The 20,616-nt window shown below is 68.7% G+C and carries 20 protein-coding genes; 14 read left to right on the top strand and 6 right to left on the bottom strand.

The genetic code is table 11. The features are described 5' to 3' along the window. Positions 1 to 100: 100 nt before the first annotated feature. The 3 genes from ABD127_RS16925 to ABD127_RS16915 form a co-directional block, all read right to left on the bottom strand. Complete coding sequence (locus ABD127_RS16925; RefSeq protein ID WP_344203672.1) at positions 101 to 694, bottom strand: TetR/AcrR family transcriptional regulator; 594 nt, start codon at positions 692 to 694, stop codon at positions 101 to 103. 40 nt (positions 695 to 734) lie between these two features. Then, positions 735 to 2,120, bottom strand: coding sequence for an LLM class flavin-dependent oxidoreductase (locus ABD127_RS16920; RefSeq protein ID WP_344203670.1), 1,386 nt, complete (start codon positions 2,118 to 2,120; stop codon positions 735 to 737). An 81-nt stretch (positions 2,121 to 2,201) separates the two neighbouring features. Further along, entirely contained in the window at positions 2,202 to 3,395 is a 1,194-nt protein-coding gene (locus ABD127_RS16915; RefSeq protein ID WP_344203669.1) for an MFS transporter, read from the bottom strand. Between the two features lie 75 nt (positions 3,396 to 3,470). On the opposite strand from ABD127_RS16915, the gene ABD127_RS16910 reads away from it, so the two are divergent. The 3 genes from ABD127_RS16910 (at position 3,471) to ABD127_RS16900 (ending at position 5,424) form a co-directional block, all read left to right on the top strand. After that, positions 3,471 to 3,842, top strand: a complete 372-nt coding sequence (locus tag ABD127_RS16910) for a MerR family transcriptional regulator (protein WP_344203667.1) — start codon at positions 3,471 to 3,473, stop codon at positions 3,840 to 3,842. Between the two features lie 185 nt (positions 3,843 to 4,027). Beyond that, positions 4,028 to 4,684 (top strand): hypothetical protein, encoded by a 657-nt coding sequence (locus ABD127_RS16905; RefSeq protein ID WP_344203665.1) that lies wholly within the window; start codon positions 4,028 to 4,030, stop codon positions 4,682 to 4,684. Then, entirely contained in the window at positions 4,681 to 5,424 is a 744-nt protein-coding gene (locus tag ABD127_RS16900; protein ID WP_344203664.1) for a hypothetical protein, read from the top strand. Before ABD127_RS16905 ends, ABD127_RS16900 begins: the two co-directional genes overlap by 4 nt. Before the next feature lie 271 nt (positions 5,425 to 5,695). Here the strand turns inward: ABD127_RS16900 and ABD127_RS16895 are convergent, their stop codons facing one another. Next, entirely contained in the window at positions 5,696 to 6,544 is an 849-nt protein-coding gene (locus ABD127_RS16895) for a helix-turn-helix domain-containing protein (RefSeq protein ID WP_344203662.1), read from the bottom strand. 188 nt (positions 6,545 to 6,732) lie between these two features. Between ABD127_RS16895 and ABD127_RS16890 the strand changes: the two genes are divergently transcribed. Beyond that, positions 6,733 to 7,593: an SDR family NAD(P)-dependent oxidoreductase gene (locus ABD127_RS16890; protein WP_344203660.1), complete on the top strand. Its 861-nt coding sequence runs from the start codon at positions 6,733 to 6,735 to the stop codon at positions 7,591 to 7,593. A gap of 69 nt (positions 7,594 to 7,662) precedes the next feature. Here ABD127_RS16890 and lpdA read toward each other — a convergent pair whose 3' ends face one another. Next, positions 7,663 to 9,060, bottom strand: a complete 1,398-nt coding sequence (lpdA, locus tag ABD127_RS16885; RefSeq protein ID WP_344203659.1) for a dihydrolipoyl dehydrogenase — start codon at positions 9,058 to 9,060, stop codon at positions 7,663 to 7,665. 50 nt (positions 9,061 to 9,110) lie between these two features. Continuing rightward, entirely contained in the window at positions 9,111 to 10,334 is a 1,224-nt protein-coding gene (locus ABD127_RS16880) for an acyl-CoA dehydrogenase family protein (RefSeq protein ID WP_344203658.1), read from the bottom strand. A 203-nt stretch (positions 10,335 to 10,537) separates the two neighbouring features. Here ABD127_RS16880 and ABD127_RS16875 point away from each other — a divergent pair, with 203 nt between their 5' ends. From ABD127_RS16875 to ABD127_RS16830, 10 genes are read left to right on the top strand one after another with little or no spacing between them, the layout of a single operon-like run. Further along, positions 10,538 to 11,299, top strand: coding sequence for an MlaE family ABC transporter permease (locus ABD127_RS16875; protein WP_344203656.1), 762 nt, complete (start codon positions 10,538 to 10,540; stop codon positions 11,297 to 11,299). Between the two features lie 2 nt (positions 11,300 to 11,301). Next, positions 11,302 to 12,186, top strand: coding sequence for an ABC transporter permease (locus ABD127_RS16870; RefSeq protein WP_425545835.1), 885 nt, complete (start codon positions 11,302 to 11,304; stop codon positions 12,184 to 12,186). Continuing rightward, on the top strand, positions 12,183 to 13,409 hold the full coding sequence (locus tag ABD127_RS16865) for an MCE family protein (RefSeq protein ID WP_344203652.1): 1,227 nt from the start codon (positions 12,183 to 12,185) through the stop codon (positions 13,407 to 13,409). Before ABD127_RS16870 ends, ABD127_RS16865 begins: the two co-directional genes overlap by 4 nt. Beyond that, positions 13,406 to 14,449: an MCE family protein gene (locus ABD127_RS16860; protein WP_344203649.1), complete on the top strand. Its 1,044-nt coding sequence runs from the start codon at positions 13,406 to 13,408 to the stop codon at positions 14,447 to 14,449. The genes ABD127_RS16865 and ABD127_RS16860 overlap by 4 nt, the downstream gene beginning before the upstream one ends. After that, complete coding sequence (locus tag ABD127_RS16855; protein WP_344203648.1) at positions 14,449 to 15,474, top strand: MCE family protein; 1,026 nt, start codon at positions 14,449 to 14,451, stop codon at positions 15,472 to 15,474. Before ABD127_RS16860 ends, ABD127_RS16855 begins: the two co-directional genes overlap by 1 nt. After that, positions 15,471 to 16,727, top strand: a complete 1,257-nt coding sequence (locus ABD127_RS16850) for an MCE family protein (protein ID WP_344203645.1) — start codon at positions 15,471 to 15,473, stop codon at positions 16,725 to 16,727. The genes ABD127_RS16855 and ABD127_RS16850 overlap by 4 nt, the downstream gene beginning before the upstream one ends. Further along, positions 16,724 to 18,049 (top strand): MlaD family protein, encoded by a 1,326-nt coding sequence (locus tag ABD127_RS16845; RefSeq protein ID WP_344203643.1) that lies wholly within the window; start codon positions 16,724 to 16,726, stop codon positions 18,047 to 18,049. Before ABD127_RS16850 ends, ABD127_RS16845 begins: the two co-directional genes overlap by 4 nt. Continuing rightward, positions 18,049 to 19,404 carry an MCE family protein gene (locus tag ABD127_RS16840; protein WP_344203640.1) on the top strand — a complete coding sequence of 452 codons (1,356 nt, stop codon included), beginning with the start codon at positions 18,049 to 18,051 and terminating at the stop codon, positions 19,402 to 19,404. The genes ABD127_RS16845 and ABD127_RS16840 overlap by 1 nt, the downstream gene beginning before the upstream one ends. After that, complete coding sequence (locus tag ABD127_RS16835; RefSeq protein WP_344203639.1) at positions 19,401 to 19,901, top strand: hypothetical protein; 501 nt, start codon at positions 19,401 to 19,403, stop codon at positions 19,899 to 19,901. Before ABD127_RS16840 ends, ABD127_RS16835 begins: the two co-directional genes overlap by 4 nt. After that, positions 19,898 to 20,515 (top strand): hypothetical protein, encoded by a 618-nt coding sequence (locus tag ABD127_RS16830; RefSeq protein ID WP_344203637.1) that lies wholly within the window; start codon positions 19,898 to 19,900, stop codon positions 20,513 to 20,515. Before ABD127_RS16835 ends, ABD127_RS16830 begins: the two co-directional genes overlap by 4 nt. The last annotated feature ends 101 nt before the right edge of the window (positions 20,516 to 20,616 follow it).

Below are 20,616 nucleotides of genomic sequence, written 5' to 3'. Positions count from 1 at the left end.
GGCAGATCGGGACATGAGAACTCCTGCGTACGGGGGATGGCGAACCGCACGCTATCCTGAGGCGGCCTCAGGTTATGGATGTCTCAGATGATGGACGAACTCACGGTGTCGGTGCCACCGTGATCCCGTCGAGCGCGAATCGCAGCACGACATTGCTTCGATCGGCCTCGGCCGGTGACGTCTCGCGGATCCAGGCCGCCGACAGGATGATCGACCAGAGCTCGTCGCTCGTGACCGAGTCCCGGACGGTTCGCGCGGCCTGCGCTCGTGCCAACAGCCGCTCCGCAGCTCCGTGCATCTGCTCGCAGGCTGCGTGGTTCGGAGTGCCTTCGCGGTAGAACTCTTCCGAGAGCAAGGCAGCCAGGCCCCGGAAGACGCTGGCGTGATCGACGGCGTGGGCGACCCATTCGCGGAGCGCCGCCTCGGCCTCGGAGGAGGACTCGAGTTCCTCAGCGTGCCTGATGAGCCCGTGCAGGGAGTCGCGCGTCAGCGCCTCGATCAGGGTCTCCCGGGTGGGGAAGTGGCGGTAGAGGGTGCCGATCGCGACGCCTGCCCGAGTCGCGACGTCGGTCAAGCTGGCCGACGTCCCGTGCGACTCGAACTCGGACCGGGCCGCGAGAAGCAGCGCGTCGTAGTTGCGAGCGGCGTCGCCGCGCTTGGGGCGCTGGGCGATGTGCACGACGGTGTCGGTCACGGGTGGATCCTGACGTGGTGCGACGGTGGGCTTGGTGCCATCATTTCACGTCACCCCTCCCTGAAGAGCGAGTCGTGCTTCGCTCGCGAGGCAGGCCAAGGTGGCCACGCAGGGTGGTCGACTCGTACTCGCGACGGAACACGCCCCGGGATCGGAGCAGGGGGATGACGTGGTCGACGAATCGCGTGAGGCCGTCGGGGAGCACGGGGGGCTGGAGGTTGAATCCATCGGCCGCGCCCGCATCGAACCACGTGACGATGTCGTCCGCCACCTGCTCCGGTGTGCCGACCACGACGCGGTGACCGTGGCCACGGGCCGCCCAGCGGGCGACCTCAGCCACGGTCAAGTTCTCACGCCACGCCTTCTCCGTGATGAGCCGGAAACGTTGCCGGCTAGCGGTTGCCACGGGGTCGTGTCTCAGGTCAGGAAATGGTCCATCCGGGTCGAGCTGGGTGACATCGAACCCGCCCAGCTGGATGCTGAGCAGGGCGAGGCTCGCAGCAGGCCGCACGAGGTCGTCGAGCTCGGCCGCATGGGCGCGAGCTTCCGACTCCGACGATCCGATGATCGCCGATAGCCCCGGCAGGACGAGCAATGATGACGGGTCGCGCCCGAGGGCCCGCGCCCGTGCTCGCAGGTCGTGGGCGAAAGCGACGGCCGCGCGGATGTCGTGCTGAGAGGTGAAGACGACTTCCGAGTGGCGGGCGGCGAAATCAAGACCACGATCGGATCCGCCGGCCTGGACGCGAACGGGCTCGCCCTGCGGCGACGGACGCACGTTGAGTGATCCGGCCACGCTGAAGCGCTCGCCGCGGTGATGGATGTCGCGCAAGCGCTCTGGATCGAGGTAGCGACCGGTGACCTCATCGAGCTCCACCGCGCCGTCGTCCCAGCTCTGCCACAGGCTTCGCACGACCTCGACGAACTCGTCGGCGCGCTCATAGCGAGCCTCGTGGGCCGGGAGGGGGTCGTCTCCGAAGTTGCGGGCGACCATCGGCAGGCCCGTCGTGACCATGTTCCACCCCGCTCGGCCGGAGCTCAGCAGATCCAATGAGGCGAACAGGCGCGCAAGGTTGTACGGCTCGTAGTACGACGTCGTGGCCGTGCCAATCAGACCGATGTGCTGCGTCACCGCTGCAACGGCGGACAGATGGGTCAGGGGCTCGTGCGTCATGGGGCCGCTGAAGGCGACGTTGGGAGGGGTGCCGGGGATGTCGGCCAGGAAGATCGAGTCCAAGGTGCCGCGCTCAGCCACCTTTGTGAGCGCTCGGAAGTGCGAGAACTCGTCGACCCCTGCGGCGTCCACGGTCCGGTGCATCCACGCTCCCTCGTGATGCCCCGCACCGGCGACGTGGACATTGAAGTGCAGCTGCCGTCGACCCACATCACGATCATAACCGGAGGCACCCTCAGGTAAGATCGTCATCCCGCGCGCGGGCCACGTCGGGGTCCTAACTGGGGGCGCCAGGCTGCACGTCCACCAGAGGGGCTCGGCGGTGTGGGGCGATCATTCCGCTTCGCGCTGTGGCAGCAGCGCGAGGGCGATCGTGCCCAGGGCTGCCGCGCTGAGGGCGGCTGCGGCGACGGCCTGGGGGCTAGCACGGAGGGCGACGCCGCCGGCGGCGGCTCCGGCGGCGACTCCGAGGTTGAGCGCGGTGACGACGATGCTGCCGGCCATGGGCCGGAATGCCGGGCTGGAGACGCGCAGGACGCGCGCCTGCAGCAGGGGCGGGAACGCGCCGATGGCCAGGCCCCACACGGCTACGCCGACTACGAACATGCAGGCCTGGTCTTTGCTGATCGTGAGGAGGAACAGGCCGAGCGCGACGGCGGCTGCCGACGCTGCTACCGACGATCGGGGAAACCGATCGGACGCGTAACCCGCCGCGGCGACGCCGGCCGCCCCGGCGATCCCGAACGCCAGCAGCAGTGCGGGGATGCTCGACCGATCGAATCCAGCATGGTCGGTGATCAAGGTCGTGACGAAGGTGAAGGCCGCGAAGTGCCCGATGAGGACGAGCCCGCCGGCGACAGCTGTGGTTGAGACGGCCCAGCCGCTGCGGTCCCACGAGCCGTTCGCGGCGGTTTCATCATCCTCCGACCGGTGCTGACGCAGTGCGACGACGAGGACGACGGCGACGACCACGAGGACCCCGGAGAGCGCGACGAACACGGTCCGCCATCCTGCGATCTCGGCGATGAGCGCGGCTGCCGGGAGGCCGGCCAGACCCGCCATCGTAGGCCCGGCCAGGACGATGGCCAGGGCGCGGCCCAGTCGTGCCGGCATCACGATCGCCGCGACGTGGCTGACCACCACGGCCCAGAACAGGCCGTGGGCGGTGGCGGCCAGGATGCGTCCGGCCAGTGCTGCCGTGAAGTCCGTCGCGGCAGCCGTGATGAGGTTGGACGCCGCCATGACCGTCAGGCACCCGGCCAGCAGCACCGTGCGGTCCCACCGCAGGGTCAGTCGGACCAGAGGGATGCCGACGAGCGCGATCGTGATTGCCCAGGCACTGACCAGGACGCCGACACGTGACTCCGAGACGCCGAGGTCGGCGCTCATCAGGGGCAGTAGTCCGGTGGGCAGCATCTCGATCGTCACGGTGACGAAGGTTGCCGCCGTGAGGACTGCCAGAGCAGGCCATGTGCGAGGTCGGGCGGTGGTGTCGCGGGCCCCGGTCAAGATCACATCGTCTGACATGCCGGTACGCTAAAGCCTCACATTACTGTCAAGGTCAAGCTCGGATTCGAATCGACGAGCCGTGCGGAGGTCGGCATGCGGATCGGGGACGTGGAGCGGCGGACAGGTGTGGCCGTGCGCATGCTCCGCTACTACGAGGAGCAGGAGCTCCTGGAGCCGCAGAGGCTCCCCAACGGCTACCGCACCTACACCGAGGCCGACGTCGAGAAGGTCCGCACGATCAAGGACCTCTCCCGGTCCGGCGTGCCGATCCGCTTCATCAAGATCGTGCTCGACCGCCAGCACGGGCGAACAACGTGGACGAGTACCTGCGACGAGATCCTGGCCGGCATGGTGCGCGAGCAGATCACCGAGCTCGACACCAAAATCGACTGCCTGACGACCAGCCGAGCAGCACTGACCCAGTTCCTGCACACTGCCCCGAGCTGTGGTGACGGCGTCGAATGACGGGCCGCCGGCGCCCGGATTCACGGTACTCAACTCGCAGCTTCCACCCGAGCCGGTAGTCGTGCAGGTCATGACCATGCCCGAGGAAGTCCGGCGGAACCGGTTCGACCGTCGCTGTCGATGCTCCGGATGTGCAGCCTCGGGCACGGTGGACACTAGACTAGCGCTCTCGCTATTCTAGTGTCATGTTGAGCGTATCTCAGTTCGCGACGGCGGCGAGCATCTCCGTGGCACGGGCGCGCCAGCTGGCGGCGGGTGGCCAGGTTCGGGCGGAGAAGGTTGGGTCGCAGTGGGCGATTGCCGATGCCGAGGTGGTCCGTTGGCGTGCCTCGTTGTCGCGGCCGATGGCGGAGAGGATCGCGTGGGCTGCGGCGGTGATGGCCGATGGTGGTCGTGCCGAGTGGTTGGAGTCGAGCGAGCGTTCTCGGCTTCGTAAGCGTTTGAACGCGTTGTCGGAGGCTGATGATGCAGTGGGTCAGGTGCAGGCGTGGATGCGGGCGAGGGGAGCCGTCGGGTGGTGGCGAGCCGACGAGGAGTCGCTGGTTGCGATTGCTCAGCGCGTGCGGGTCTCCGGCGTCGCGAGCGCCCAAGCGCGGATGTCGTCGGGCGGGTTTGTGGAGGGATATGTGCAGCCCAGCGAGGTGAAGTCTCTGGTTGACGATTTCTGGTTGGTGCCTGCTGAGCGCGGATATGGCGAGCTGGTGCTTCGGGTGAGTGAGTTCGCCCGTGGTCCAGTCCCACGACTGATCGTCGCGGCCGACCTGGCTGATCACGGTCGCTCGCGTGAGGCTGGCGCGGCGGAGCGGGTGGTCCGCGAGGTGGTGGAGGAGGGTCTCTGGTGATCGTCGTCCCGGTCGCGTCGCGTGGGCAGGAGGCGTCCTGGCACGCCTTGATGGACCTGCACGAGGTCTTGGCTGATGCGTGGGTGCTGGTGGGTGGCCAGATGGTGCACCTGCACGCTGCCGAGCGCGGGTACCCACTCGTGCGGCCGACCGACGACGCGGACGCCGTGCTAGACGTCAAGCTGCAGCCGACCATCCTGCATGACGTCACGGCAGCTCTGGTCGACATGGGCTTCACCTCATCTGGGGTGGCGCCCTCGGGGGCAGAACACCGTTGGTACCGAGGCGACGCGCAGATCGACCTGCTGATCCCGCAGGGTCTTGGCGAGCGGCTGCGCGCGAAGGTCTTGGGTGTCTCCGGATCGCCGACGGTCGAGACCCCGGCGGGCCAGATCGCTGTCGACCTCTCCGAGCTCGTCGACGTTCAGGTCGGAGATCGCATCGGTCGCGTGCGACGACCGACTCTCATGGGCGCCCTGATCGCGAAGGCCGCAGCGGACACCACGGTCAGCGTCTCGGGCGCCACGGCAGGTCGCCACCTCGAGGACTTCGTGACCATGTCCGCGATGCTCAAGGTCCCGGACCTGGCTGGCAGCCCCTCGACGAAGACCCAACGACGCTACGTGGCTCGCGCTCTCGGGCGAGTGTCGTCACGGACCGATCTGATGGAAGATCATCCAGACTCGCGCGTCGGACTGGCCCGGCTCGCGAGGTGGGTCGAACAGGATGACCCGAAGTAGACCCAGCTCCGGGCGTCGCTCGCCCCGTGCCCACATTTTGCCCACATTTGTCCGTGATCTGGCGTGAAACAGGCGTCGACGGTGTGACGTGAAGTCGCTGCAATCGCAGGCGGGATCGCGCATCAACGCAGGTCAGAGAACCGCCCAGAACGAGTTCAAATCCCACCGCCACCGCGTGACGAAGACCCCCGAAAAAAACTGCAATCGCAGTGTCTCTGGGGGTCTTCTCGTCTGTGGTCGTGGGCTGCAATCCCACCGCGCCGCCCCCGGGTCAGTGCGACGGCGTCGCGATCCAGCTGGCGAGCAGGTCCATGGCCTGGCGCGAGGTCGTGCCCGCCTCGGCCGTGTAGACGAACAGGGTCTGCCCCGGGTCGCCGGGGAGGCCGAACGACTCGTACGAGATCGTGAGCTCGCCGGCCACGGCATGCCGGAGGCGCTTGGTCCCGAACGTGCGCTGGTACACGCGGTGCTCGCTCCACCATCGGGCGAAGTGGGGGCTCAGGTCACGAAGCTCGTCGACGAGCGCGAGCGTCGCGGGGTCGCCGGAGGCGTCACCGAGCTCGAGGCGCAGGCTCTCGACGGCCGCGCGCGCCTGGTCCTCCCAGTCCACGAACACCTCACGCGCCTCGTCACTCGTGAGGACCCAGCGGGCGTAGTTGCGCTCTGGTGCCGGCAGACGGTTGAAGTCGGTCAGGAGGGCTCGGGCCAGACGGTTGCTGGCGAGGACGTCGGTCCGTCGGCCGAGCACGAAGGCGGGCTGCGCGTCGAGGGCGTCCAGGAACTGGTGGAGGCCAGGCCGGACGCGTTGCACGGCTGGCGGGTGGCTGATGCCGGTCAGGGGGGTGCCCGTCAGGTGACCCAGGTGGGTGCGGCCGGCCGCGTCGAGGTCGAGTGCCCGCGCGATCCCCTCGAGGACCGAGGCTGACGGCGTGATCCGGCGACCCTGCTCGAGGCGTGTGTAGTAGTCGGTCGACACGCTCGCCAGCAGGGCGACCTCCTCGCGGCGCAGTCCCGGAACGCGCCGGATGCGGGTGTCCGCTGGCAGCCCTGCACGCTCAGGATCGACCGCGGCGCGGGCACGACGCAGGAAGTCGGCGAGCTCGCGATTGACGTCGGGCATGGGGAGATTCTGACACCTGACGCCGCCTCGGACCTGGGTCCGCCAGTCCTAGGCACGCTCGTCCTCGGCCGCGGAGACCTAGGCCGCGCAGGGCCGAACGAGGCGGCCTGAACGTCGCGCGACGAACACAGACTGGAGGAGACCGGGCCGCTTCCGGCGGCCACTCACCCCAACTCCTAGGAGCACTCATGTCCCCCTCCCCGATCTCGGCATCTCGCACCTGGCTCGTGACGGGAGCGTCGCGCGGTCTCGGCCTCGACCTCACGCGGCAGCTTCTCGACGGTGGCGCCCACGTCGCGGCCACCACCCGTTCGGCCGAGCGGCTGCTCTCCGCGCTCGGTGAGGCCGCCACCGATCGGCTCCTGCCGCTCGAGGTCGACCTCGCTGACGAGGCGGCGGTCGCGAGCGCCGTTGCGCAGACGGTCAAGCGGTTCGGCGGGCTCGACGTCGTCGTCAACAACGCCGGCTACGGATTCCTCGCCGCCGTGGAGGAGATCACCGACGCTGACGCACGGCAGATGTTCGACGTGCAGGTCTTCGGCGTCTTGAACGTGCTGCGCGCTGCCCTCCCGGTGATGCGGACCAAGGGCGCTGGGCACGTCGTCAACGTCTCCTCCATCCTTGGTCACCTCGCGTTCCCGGGGTGGGGCCTCTACAGCGCCGGGAAGTTTGCGCTGAACGGGCTGACCGAGGCACTCGCTGCCGAGGTCGCCGACCACGGGATCAAGGTCAACCTGGTCGAGCCCGGCTACATGCGCACTGACTTCCTCCGCCCCGTGTCCCTGGGTCTGCCCAGCTCGACGGTCGAGGGGTACGAGGCCATCCGCGAGATGACGACGGCCCACCAGGGCATGCCCGGCACCCAGCTCGGGGACCCCGCCCGGGCAGCGAGCGCCATCATCACGCTGGTCGACTCCGGCGAGGCCCCGCTGCACCAGCTGCTGGGCTCGGACTCGCTCGGTCTGATCGAGGGTGCCCTGGAGTCGCTCACCGCGCAGGTCGAGGCGGGCCGCAGCCTCGCGGTCACGAGCGACGTCCGCTCGGCCTGACCACGGGCGGTGCCCCGAGGCAGGCCCAGGAGTCGCCCCGGTGGGGCGGCTCCTGGGACTCGCGCGGCGTCAGAGGTTGATCATGTGGCCCGTGAGCCCGTGAAACGCCTCCTGGAGGGCCTCGCCCAAGGTGGGGTGCGTGTGCACGTTGCGGGCGAGCTCGAGCGCGGCGAGGTCCCACTTCTGCGCCAAGGTCAGCTCCGGCAGCAGCTCGGCCACGTCGGGCCCGATCAGGTGGCCGCCGAGAAGCTCGCCGTAGGCCTCGTCGGCCACGAGCTTGACGAACCCGACCGGTTCGCCGAGCCCGTGCGCCTTGCCGTTCGCCGTGAAGGGGAACTTCGCCACCGTGACGGCGTGTCCCTCGTCGCGGGCCTGCTGCTCGGTGAGGCCGAACGAGGCGACCTGCGGCTGGGTGAACGTGGCCCGCGGCATCATCCGGTAGTCGCCGAGCTCCATCGTCTCGGCGCCACCGATCGTCTCGGCGGCCACGACTCCCTGAGCCTCCGCGACGTGAGCCAGCTGCAGCTTCGACGTGACGTCGCCGATCGCGTAGACGTGAGGCACGTTGGTGCGCATCCGCTCGTCGATCGCGATCGCCCCGCGCTCGGTGAGCTCGACGCCCAGGGCGTCCAGGCCGATGCCCTCGACCCGGGGCGCGAAGCCCACCGACACCAGGACGCGATCGGTCTCGACCGTCGTGCTCTCGCCGTTCTTGCCGGTGTGGACGACCGTGACGCCGTCGCCATGATCGATCACGGACTCGACCTTGGTCGAGGTCAGGATCGGGACGCCGAGCTTGCGGTAGGCCTTGGTGATCTCCTTGGAGACCTCGACGTCCTCGTTCGGCAGGGCGCGGTCGAGGAACTCGATGATCGTGACGTCGACGCCGTAGCTGCGCAACACGTAGGCGAACTCCATGCCGATCGCGCCGGCGCCGACCACGACCATGCGCTCGGGCAGGTCGCGGTCGAGGATCTGCTCCTCGTAGGTCACGACGTTGGCGCTGGTCTCGACGCCGGGCAGCATGCGCACGGTCGAGCCCGTCGCGATGATGACGTCGGTGAAGCCGATCGACTCGGTACCGCCATCGGTCAGCGCGACCTCGAGGGTGCCGGGTCCGGTGAAGGTGCCGCGTCCGTCGATCTCGGTGATGCCGTTCTTCTTCATGAGGAAGTGGACGCCCTTGACGCGCCCGTCGGCCACGTCGCGGCTGCGGTCGTGGGCGACGCCGTAGTCGAACGAGACGTCGCCAACGATGCCGAACTTCTCCCTCTCGCGCGTGAAGACGTTGGCCAGCTCGGCGTTGCGCAGCAGCGCCTTGGACGGGATGCAGCCGACGTTCAGGCACACCCCGCCCCAGTACTGCTGCTCGACGACCGCCACCGACCGGCCCAGCTGTGCCGCCCGGATCGCCGCCACGTACCCACCCGGGCCTGCGCCCAGCACCACCACGTCGAAGTTCTTCACCCCTCGTTCAGCGTCTCGGGGCCGGGCATGTATTCCGTTCGTCGGAACGCTCAGCCGGTGAGGTCGCGCCCGATGAGGTGGCGGGCGACGATCCAGTGCTGGAGCTCGTTGGCGCCCTCGAAGATCTCGAGGATCTTGGCGTCGCGGTACATCTCCTCGAGGCGGACGGCCTCTCCGGTGGCGGCGACCTCGCGGGCGAAGCCGAGGGCGCCGTGGACCTGGATGGCGTCGCGGACGACGTCGCCGGCGATCTTGGAGCCGTAGGCCTTGGCCATGGCGGCCTCGGGCTCGGCACTCTCGCCGCGGTCGAGGAGGAGGGCGGCCTTCTGGTAGAGGCTGCGGGCGCACTCGATGTCGGTGGCGTGCTTGGCCATCGTGAACTGCCAGTGCTGCATCGCGCCGAGGGGTGCGCCGAACACGTGGCGGGTGCGCAGGCGTTCGACCGCGAGGTCGAGGGCGGCCTGGGCCACCCCGACGCCGGCAGCACCGATGCCGATGCGACCTCGGACCAAGGCTGACAGCGCGACGCGCATGCCGCGGCCGGGCTCGCCGAGGACGTTCTCGTGCGGCACGTGCACGTCCTGGAGCACGATGTCGGCGGTGATCTGGCCGCGGTGGCCCATCTTGAGGTCGGGCTCGCCGATCGTGACGCCGGGTGAGGACAGGTCGATCAGCAGCATCGTGGCGCGGTCGCCGTCCACACCGTCACGGCACAGGATGGAGACCCAGCCGGCGACGACGCTGTTGGTGATCCACCGCTTGCGACCGTTGACGACGAACCCGGTGTCGGTGCGCACGGCCGTGGTGGAGAGCCGCTCGGCCGTCAGGTCGGAGCTGGTCTCGGGCTCGGTCGTCGCGAACGCGAACGCCGTCTGCCCGGTGGTGAGCTCGGGGATGAGGCGGGCGCGCAGCTCGGGGCTCGCGAACGTCAGCGTCTGGGGCACGAGGATGCACTGCCCGTCGTAGACGCCGGCCATCGAGGAGGACTCGTAGGCGATCTCCTCGGCCACGGTGCAGGTCGCCAGCATCGGGTGCTCCAGGCCCGCGCCGAACTCGGTGTCGAACGGCACGCCGAACAGGCCCTCGCTGGCCAGGCCGCGGAACGCCTCCCACGGGAAGCTGTCGCGCGACTCGGTGCGCTGGCCGATGTCGCGGGCGTGTGGCGCGAGGTGCGTCGCGACCGCCGTCCGGGCGTTGTCGCGGACCGCGATCGTCTCGGCTGGGAGCCAGACGTCGTGCGCGACGCGGTCCTGGGTGCGAGGGGTGGAAGTCATGCCGCCACCGTAACCTAACTTATGTTATGGTCCCGAAACTCTCGTGACCCGAGGGTTGGGGCCTGGCGATGGTACGTCACAACTCGACTTATCAAAACTTGAGTTATGGTCTTTCTAATCCGGAGAAGAAAAGATAGTGTGACTCCGGTCACGAGGTCGGCGGTCATCTGGAGCGCCCCTGATACCCGAGAACGGAGCGTGGGATGGCCCTGCACGTCGCGCCTGCCCTGAGCCGCGTCGGGAGCTTCGTCTCGATGTCGGCGGGATCGTTCCGCGCGATCTTCCGTCGCCCGTTCGCGTTCCAGGAGTACCTCGAGCAGACGGTGTTCATCGCCAGCGTCACGATCCTCCCGGCGATCTTCGTGACGATCCCGTTCACGGTGGTCGTGCAGTTCTACATCAACCAGCTGCTGGCTGAGATCGGCGCGACGGACCTCGCCGGTGCGGGTGCCGGGTTCGCCGTGATCCAGGAGCTCGGACCGTTCTGCAGCGTCCTCGTCGTGGCTGGAGCCGGCGCCACGGCCGTCTGTGCCGATCTCGGATCCCGCAAGATCCGCGAGGAGCTCGACGCGATGGAGACGCTCGGGCTCGACCCGCTGCACCGCCTGGTCGCGCCGCGCATCCTCGCCTTCGTCACGGTGTCGATGGGCCTCTACGGCGTCGTCGCGGTCGTCGGGCTCGTCGGCACCTACATCTTCTCCGTGCTGGTCGGCGGCGCCAGCCCCGGCCTGTTCGTCTCGAACCTCACGCTCGTCACCGGCGGGTTCGAGTTCCTCGTGTCCCTCATCAAGACCGCGATCTTCGGCCTCACGGCCGCGCTCGTGGCCTGCTACCTCGGGCTCAACGCCAAGGGTGGCCCGAAGGGCGTCGGCGAGGCCGTCAACCAGACCGTCGTCGTGACGCTGATGGTGCTGCTGGTCATCAACTCCGCGGTCACCACCATCTACCTGCAGCTGGGAGGCTGATCGTGGTCACCCTCGAGGACTCGCGGCGCGAGATCGCCGCCCAGAGCCGGGCGAAGCAGATCGAGGCGATCACGTCGATCCCCAAGATCCCCGGCCGCTTCCTGTTCGCGGTCGGCGAGCAGATGGCCTTCTACGTGGCGGCCATCGCCAACATCCCGCTCGCGCTGAGCAAGTACCGCACCGAGGTCATCCGTCTGATGGCCGGCATCGCCTTCGGCACCGGTGCGCTGGCCGTGGTCGGCGGCACGGTCTTCGTGGTCGCCTTCCTCACCGGGTTCGCGGGCATCGAGGTCGGTCTGCAGGGCTACAACCAGCTCGGCAACATCGGTGTCGAGGCGCTGACGGGCTTCATCTCGGCCTACATCAACACGCGACTCGCGGCGCCCGCCATCGCCGGCATCGCCCTCACCGCCACGGTGGGTGCCGGGTTCACGGCGCAGCTCGGGGCGATGCGCGTGAGCGAGGAGATCGACGCCCTCGAGGTCATGTCGATCCGGACGGTCCCCTACCTGGTGAGCACGCGCATCGTCGCCGGCATGGTCGCGATCGTCCCGCTCTACGCGGTCGCCCTCCTCGCGTCGTACGCCACCACCCGCGCGGTCGTGACGCTCGGCTTCGGCCAGTCGCCCGGCGCCTACGGTCACTACTTCGACGCCTTCCTGATCCCGAGCGACATCCTCATCTCGTTCGTGAAGGTCCTCTTCATGGCGGCGGTGATCATGATGATCTCCTGCTACTACGGCTTCAACGCCAGCGGCGGGCCGGCCGGCGTCGGTCGCGCCGTGGGCAGCGCCGTCCGACTCTCGCTCGTCGTCGTGCTCTTCACCGACATGATGCTCAGCTTCGCCCTGTACGGCTCCGTCGACACCCTCAACATCTCGGGATGACCGGCATGCACATCTCTCCCCGAATCCGGACGCAGCTCAAGGGCGTCGTGGGCCTCGTCGTGATCGCGGTCATCGTGACCGGTCTCTACGGCACCTACCAGCAGTGGTTCCGCTCGGTCACGACCGTGACCGTCGAGGCCGACCGCGCCGGTCTCCTGCTCGACAAGGGCGCGTCCGTCCGCCTCTACGGCGTCGCGGTCGGCCAGGTGCGAGACGTGACGGCCACGAGCGACGGGGCGCGGATCGAGATCGCGATCGACAACGACCAGGCGCACCTGATCCCGTCCTCGGCGACGGCGACCATCACCGCGACCACCCTGTTCGGCGCCAAGCTCGTCGAGCTCGCTGCCCCGGAGGGGCCGGTCACCGATCCGATCCGATCCGGTCAGACGCTGCAGGCGAGCTCGACCAGCATCGAGGCGAACGACGTGTTCCAGAACGCCATGAACCTGCTGGACGCGATCGACGTGGAGCAGCTCAACACGACGCTCACCTCCACGGCCGAGGCCTTCGAGGGCCGCGGAGAGAAGCTCGGCGAGCTCATCACCGGCACCGACACCCTGCTGACCGGCCTGAATCCCAGCCTCGACCAGCTCGGCGAGGACTTCCAGCTCACCGACACCTTCCTGACGAACTTCAACGCGGTGTTCCCGCAGCTCATCGACGTCACCGGACAGGTCACCACCACGAGCGACACGTTCATCCAGACGCAGAGCCAGTTCCGCAGCGCGACGGAGACCTTCATCCCCGCGGCCGACGCAGTCGCCGGCTTCGTGCGGTCGATCGATGGCCCTCTGACGGACACGACCGGGGTCCTGCTGCCGACGACGGAGCTCCTCAAGGAGTACTCCCCGGCTCTGACCTGCACCCTCGACCAGCTGTCGGAGCACAACTCGCGGTTCGTGGCGGTCTTCGACCAGGCCTACCCCGCCCTGCTCGGACACACGTCGTTCCTGCCGGGCCAGGACCCGTACACGTTCGAGAAGAATGCCCCGAAGCTCGTCACGGGCGTCGGCCCGAAGTGCTACCGCCAGATCTCGGAGGAGCGTCCGCTGGTGCCTCACATCCAGCTCGATGACGGCACGTACGACGTCTACACCCCTGACTTCCAGACCACCCAGATCGGCACGCCCATCACGTTCTACGAGGACGCGATCCGCTCGTTCCTGGGCAACGCCGGGGTCAACCTCCTGCTCGGCGGCACGCAGGAGGTCGCTCCATGAGGTTCAAGACGGGAAGCCTGATCCAGGTGCTGGTGTTCATCGGCACGACGGGACTGCTCATCGCCCTGGTCGGAGCCACGTTCGCCCAGATCCGGATCGAGGACAACCACACCTACCGGGCCGACTTCACCGACGCCTCCGGTCTCGACACCAACGTCGACGTCCGGGTCAACGGAGTGACGGTCGGCTCGGTCAGCTCGATCGAACGACGCGACGGCGGCGGGGTCGTCGTGGCCTTCACGGTGCCGAAGGACCTCGAGCTGACGACCTCGACCCAGGCCCGCATCAGGTACGCCAACCTGACCGGCGACCGGTATCTCGAGATCACCCAGGGCGAGGACCCCTCGACGGCCACCGCACTGAAGGTCGGAGCCACGATCCCGGAGGCTCGGACGAAGGCCGCGCTCGAGCTCGACGACCTCTTCGCCGGCTTCGACCCCCTGATGCAGGCGCTCGCGCCCGAGGAGGTCAACGAGCTGACGACCAACATCCTCGCGGTCACCGAGGGTGAGTCCGGCGCGGTGGAGTCGATGCTCGCCAACGTCGGATCCTTCACCTCCGGCCTGGCAGAGCGGGACGAGCTCATCGGTTCCGTCATCGACAACCTCGGGACGGCGCTCGGGACCGTCAACCAGAGCCGAGCCGAGTTCGACCAGCTGATCGTCGGACTCGACGACCTCACGGCGCAGCTCGAGCAGGACCGGAGCGCCTACGGGCAGGCGCTGACGCAGTTCTCGCTGCTGGGCACCGACATCGCCGACTTCCTCGAGGCGGTGCGTCCCGGGTTCAAGACGAACGTCGACAACCTCGCGATCGTCGCGGAGCGCCTCAACGCCGAGGAGCCCTACCTCCGGGAGATGCTCGAGATCTCCGCCAGCGGCGTCAATCGCCTCGGCCGTCTGGGTGGCAATGCCTCCCAGTTCAACTTCTTCCTCTGCGGACTCCGCGTCCGCGTCGAGGTGCCGGGGACCACCACGGGCGTCCTGTCGCCGAATCTCTGGGCCTCGGACGACCGTTGCAAGAAGGGGGCGAACAACTGATGGCACGGGATCGCAAGCGACTCAAGGAGCGCAACCAGGTCGTCGTCGGAGCCTTCGGGCTCGTCATCGGCGCCATGATCGTGTTCATCTCCCTGAACATCAACGGCGTCCGGTCGGTCCTGGGTGAGTCGACCTTCACCGCTGTCATGTCCGACACGGGCGGGGCGCGCACCGGCGACGAGGTCAGGGTCGACGGTGTCACGGTGGGCACGATCCGCGGGATCGAGCTCGATGGCACCACGGTCGAGATCACGTTCCGGGCGAGTGGCGTGAAGCTCGGCGACCAGACCCGGGTCGAGGTGCGCAGCGACAACGCGCTGGGCAGCAAGTACCTGGATCTCGACCCCGCCGGGTCCGGCAGCTACGACGCGGTGCCACTGGAGCGCACGGACCCCGGGTACGCCGTCAGCGAGGTCCTCGGCGACCTCACGGCCAACAACGCCGAGATCGACGTCGACCAGGTCGCCCGGTCCTTCGAGTCGCTCTCCGAGGTGCTGAATGCCTCGCCGGAGGAGTTCGCCTCAGCCCTTGAGGGCCTGTCAGCCCTGAGCCAGACGATCGGATCTCGCGACGCCCAGCTCGCCCAGCTCCTGCAGTCCGCCAGCAGCGTCTCCGCGGTCCTCGCCGACCGGAACACCCAGGTGCTCTCCTTGATGCAGAACAGCACGGTGCTGTTCGAGGAGATCGAGGCACGTCGCGACACGTTGTCGATCCTGTTCACCGAGGTGGCCGACGCCGCCGCCCAGCTCACCGCCTTCACCGCGGAGAACGACCCGACCCTGGCGGCCGACCTGGCCGCGATCAACCAGCTGGCCACGACGTTGGCCGACTACCGGGACGAGCTCGAGGGTGTTCTCACGACGTTCCCGAACTACGCCCGCACTCTGGGCGAGGCCGTGGGGTCGGGCCCGTGGTTCAACGCCATGGTCGCCAACCTCACGGCGCCGGCCAGCCTCGTCAACGACGTCGACGGCATCATCTCGAGCCTGCTCGACCCGACGTTCAACCCCTCGGAGCCCCGATGATCACCGCCGAGCGAATCCGGACCGGCGTCACCGTCGCGGTCGTCGCGACCCTGGTCGTCGCGACGGCGCTGGTGCTGCAGGCGACCGGCAAGCAGACCATCACGGCCTACTTCACCGAGACCAAGGGGATCTACGTCGGCGACGACGTCACGGTGCTCGGCGTCCCCGTGGGGAAGGTCGCCGAGATCACCCCCGAACGTGACCACGTCCGGGTCGAGCTGGAGATCGACGGCGACGTCAAGATCCCGGCCGAAGCACGCGCCGCGATCGTGTCCAAGTCGCTCGTCTCGGTCCGCTCGATCGTCGTGGGACCTGCCTACGAGGACGGAGAGGTCCTCGCCGACGGCGGCGAGATCCCGATCTCCCGCACGGCGGTCCCGGTGGAGTTCGACGAGGTCAAGGACGAGCTCGTGCGGCTCACCGAGGCGCTCGGTCCCCAGGGGGCCAACTCCGAGGGCGCCGCCAGCGACCTCATCACCGCCACCGCGACGTTCCTCGACGGGCAGGGGGGAGACATCCGCACCACGATCGAGAACCTGTCGATCGCCTCGACGACCCTCGCCGAGAACCAGGGCGACCTGTTCGGGACGGTGCGCAACCTCGACGTGTTCATCACGGCGCTGGCCGACAGCGACCAGCTCGTTCGTGACTTCGAGACCAGCATCGCCGGTGCCTCGAGCGTCCTGGCCGAGAACCAGACCAACATCTCCCGGGCCCTCGACGAGTTCGCCACGCTGACCACCACGACGAAGGACTTCTTCGAGGGCAACGGCGAGATCCTCGCGCAGACGCTGACCTCGCTCCAGAGCACGACGTCGCTGCTGGCGGAGAACCGTCAGTCCGTCGCCGATCTGCTGCAGGTCGCACCGACGGCGTTGTCGAACCTGCACAACATCTTCGACCCGCGCGTCCCGGCGATCACGGGCGAGCTGGGCATCACCAACTTCGGCGACCCGGCCTACCTGATCTGCGGCGGTCTGTTCGCTCTCGGCGGCAGCACGACCGACTGTCGCTCGGCGATCGCCCCGCTGGCCCAGCTCCTGAAGATCTCGGCACCCCCGGTGGGGGTCAACCCCCTGAGCAACAGCTCGGTCGGGCCGGACGGCGCCGTGCCGGCCGAGACGGCCGAGCAGCAGGGATCGACGCCCGTGTACCTCTCACCCACTCGCTACAGCTCGACGCAGTCGCAGGCGCGTGCCGCCGACAGCGACGTCGTGGGGCAGATCGAGCAGATGCTCCGGGAGAACGAATGAGAAACCACGGACTGCGCGTGCTGCTCGCCCTGGCGGCCTCGGCCCTCGTCGCGGGCTGCTCCTTCACCGGCGTGAACTCCTACACGCTGCCCCTCAACGAGGGGGGCGGGTCCGACGCCCTGACCGTCACCGTGCTGCTGGAGAACGCGACCAACCTGGTCCCCAACTCCGAGGTCAAGTACAAGGAGGTCACCGTCGGCTCGGTGCGCAAGATCGAGCTCGACGGATGGCAGCCGACGCTGACGATCGGCCTGAACCGCGACGCCGAGGTTCCCGCCGACGTCCGAGCCAACGTGGCGCAGAAGAGCCTTCTCGGCGCGCAGTACCTCGAGCTGGTCGATCCCGAGGACGTCCCCACGGACGCAGCTCCCGCCGATCCGGTCGCCGCTGCCGAGGATGCGCTGGCCACGGAGGCGGCTGCCGCCTCGCCCGACCGCGGCCTGCTCGCCGACGGCGACACGATCGGGCTCGACCGCACGGACCGCTATCCCGAGACCGAGGAGGTCCTGACCGCCGCGTCGCTGCTGCTGAACGGTGGTGGCCTGCCTGCGGTGCGCACGATCTCGTCCGAGGTCAACGACGCGCTCACCGGCCGCCACGACGACGTGAGCTCGGTGATCCGGCAGATCGACCAGACCGCCACCACGCTGGACGGACAGCTCACCTCGATCACCGGCGCGCTCGAGCAGCTGGACCAGCTCGCGCAGACCTTCAACGACCAGTCGGCCGTGGTCGACCGGGCGCTGCAGTCCCTGCCTGCCGGAGTCGACGTCCTGTCCGAGGAGGAAGACCAGCTCCTCGCCACCCTGCAGTCCCTCGGCCGGGTGCAGGACGCGACCTCCACGGCCTTCGGGAACAACGACGTGGCCTTCGGTCGGATCCTCGACAACCTCGTGCCCGTCACCCAGGCCGTCGTCGAGGTCCACGACCTGGCGCCCTTGATCGAGTCGACGACCTACCCGTTCCCGACGAGCATCGTGCCGGGCATCACGAGGTCGGACTACCTCAACCTCGGGGTCACGATCGACATCAGCGCCGAGGACCTGGCGGTCAAGTTCCTGGGGCTCAACTCTCTCGAAGGACTGCTGACCGGCTTCGTCGACGGCGCACCCATCGACGGAGCCGGGCAGGCCACCGACCCCTTGCTCGCCCCCCTCGACGGACTGCTGCAGCCCGATGGACTGGGCCCGCTGGGCGACATCCTCGGTGGGGTCCTGACCCCGCCGCTCGACACGCCGGCCTCCCCGACGCCGACCCCCACGACCGGGACGCCGCCGCGTCAGCCGAACCTGCTCGAGCTGCTGCTGGGAGGTGGTCGCTGATGCTCTCTCGACTCGTGCGCATCCAGCTGACGCTCTTCGCCGTCATCACGATCGTGGCCTTGACGATCATGGCCCTCAACTACGTCCGCATCCCGGCCCAGCTCGGCGTCGGGCGCTACGAGATGTCGGTGGAGCTCGACCACGCCGGGGGGCTGTACCCCAAGTCGGAGGTCACCTACCGTGGCTCGGCCGTCGGTCAGGTCGTGAGCGTGGACCTGCGCGAGGGTGGCGGCGCGGTCGCGACTCTGCAGATCGAGAAGGATGCCAAGATCCCGGCAGACTCGCAGGCCTTGGTCCGCAGCGCGTCGGTGATCGGTGAGCAGTACCTCAACTTCGTGCCTCCGGCCGGCGGGACGGACAAGGTCTTCGCCGAGGGCGACGTGGTCCGGGCGGACCAGACCACGCTGCCGACCACGACGGACGAGGTGCTGACCTCGGTCGACGACCTCGTGCGATCGGTGCCGACCGACGACCTGACCACGACCCTCGACGAGCTCGGCCGCGCGTTCGACGGCACCGGTGACGACCTCGGTGCGTTGATCGACTCCGGCTCGGAGCTCGTGGCCGCAGCGAACGAGAACCTGCCGCAGACGGTGAGCCTCATCGAGTCGGCCGACACCGTCCTGTCGACGCAGATCGAGATGGACCCGCAGATCCGCGCACTTGCGCAGGGCCTGGACGTCGTCACGTCCGAGCTGCAGACCGGTGATGCCGATCTGCGCAAGATCTTCACCGAGTCCGAGCCGACCGTGCGAGCGGCCCAGGACTTTGCGAACCAGCTCACCCCGGTGTTCGGTCCCGTGCTCAGTGACGTTGCCGCGGTGGGCGAGGTGGCGGACGCCTACCTGCCGGCGATCGAGCACCTCCTGATCGTGTACCCGGCTCAGGAGACGATCTTCAAGTCGGTCCTCGGCCCCGGCGACGAGCTCGCCGAGAACCCGGCGATCAACCTCTGGTTCAAGCTCGGATTCGACCCGCCTGTCTGCACCGAGGGATTCGAGGGCGTCAACAACTTCCAGGATCCCAACGACCCGACCGTGCGTCCCGCCTACGCGGACACGTACTGCAAGGTGGCGCAGGACTCGCCGCTCGTGCCTCGTGGCGCGCGCAACGCGCCGTGCCCCGACGGCGTCTCGCGTGGCCCACGAGCCGCCGACTGCGGCCTCGTGTTCGACCAGGTCGCGGTTGACCAGCAGTCGTTCCTGACCAACGCGGGCGTCAGCCCCACGCCGGCCGCGCTCGCCGGTTCGGACCTGATCGCCCCCACCGGGCGGTTCTTCCTGACCGATCAGGGCTCGACGGCCGCGATCCCTGAGTCCTTCGCCGACCTCCTGACAGGAGTGCTGCCACGATGAGCACGTTCCGAGTGCCGAAGATCGGTGGCCTCCGGGTTCGCCACGTGTGGATCGTGGCCGTGATCGCGCTGGCCGGGGTTCTGGTGTGGCAGGTCGGTGAGCTGCGTCAGGACCGTGCCGACGACGCCCGCCGCGACGAGGTGCGCGAGATCGCCACCGCGCAGGTGCTCGACCTGACCACCCTGGACTCCGAGACGGTGGACCAGAAGCTCGAGTCCATGACCTCGCGCACGGCGGGAGAGTTCACCGACCAGATCGGCACGATCACGGCGACGTTCGCCGACCTCGTGCGGACCAACGACATCTCCGCCTCCGGCGTCGTCGACGCCGCAGCGGTCAGCCGCCTGACGAAGGACGACGCGACGGTCGTGGTGGCCTCGACGGCGACCGTCAGCGAGGCCGGTGGCGAGCCGTCCCAGCGCACCTACCGGCTGAGGGTCACCCTCGAGCAGGGCGACGGCGACTGGAAGATCACCGGAATGGAGTTCGTCCAATGAGGACCACGCACGAGCCGAGTGACGTCCGCGATCGCGTCGCGGCGCGGTTGAGGATCAAGCCGTCCGAGACCGTCGCTGACACGACCTCCGACGAGGGCACCGACGCGGGCGACGCGGACCCCGGACCACGACGCGGCGCCGGATGGCGGTCGTGGCCCGTGCTGCCGATCCTCGCGGCGGTCCTGCTCGCAGCAGTCCTGGTGGTCGGGTTTCTCAACCTGCGTCACGACCGCGGCGTGGCGGCCGGTGACGACGCCGTCTCCGCGGTCGAGCCCCACATCGAACAGCTGCTGTCGTACACCCCGTCCACGGTGGCCTCCGACCTCGAGTCCGAGAGCACGTGGCTCACGGGCGACTTCGCGCGGGACTACGAGGACCTCGTGAACGGCACGATCGCGCCGGCCGCGTCCGAGGGTGGCGTCCAGACCACGGCCTCGGTGACGGCGGTGGGCGTCGACTCCGCGTCGTCGGACCGTGTCGTCATGCTGATGTTCGTCAACGTCTCGACGACCAGCACGGCCGCTCCGGACCCGCAGATCTCGGGCAGCCGACTGCGGGTCACGGCCCTTGAGATCGACGGCGAGTGGAAGATCAGCGAGATCCGACCCCTCTGACGCGTGCTGCCGGTGGTTGAGGTGCGAATGCCGCCTGCGGCGTGAGCCTCGAAACCTCCTCGGGCGACCGAGCCCGTCAATCGACCCAGGTTTCGAGGCTC

Source organism: Aeromicrobium alkaliterrae (genome assembly GCF_039529015.1).
GTDB lineage: Bacteria > Actinomycetota > Actinomycetes > Propionibacteriales > Nocardioidaceae > Aeromicrobium > Aeromicrobium alkaliterrae.
Note: the sequence above shows the minus strand (reverse complement) of the source record. Positions and strands in the feature narration are given on the sequence as shown.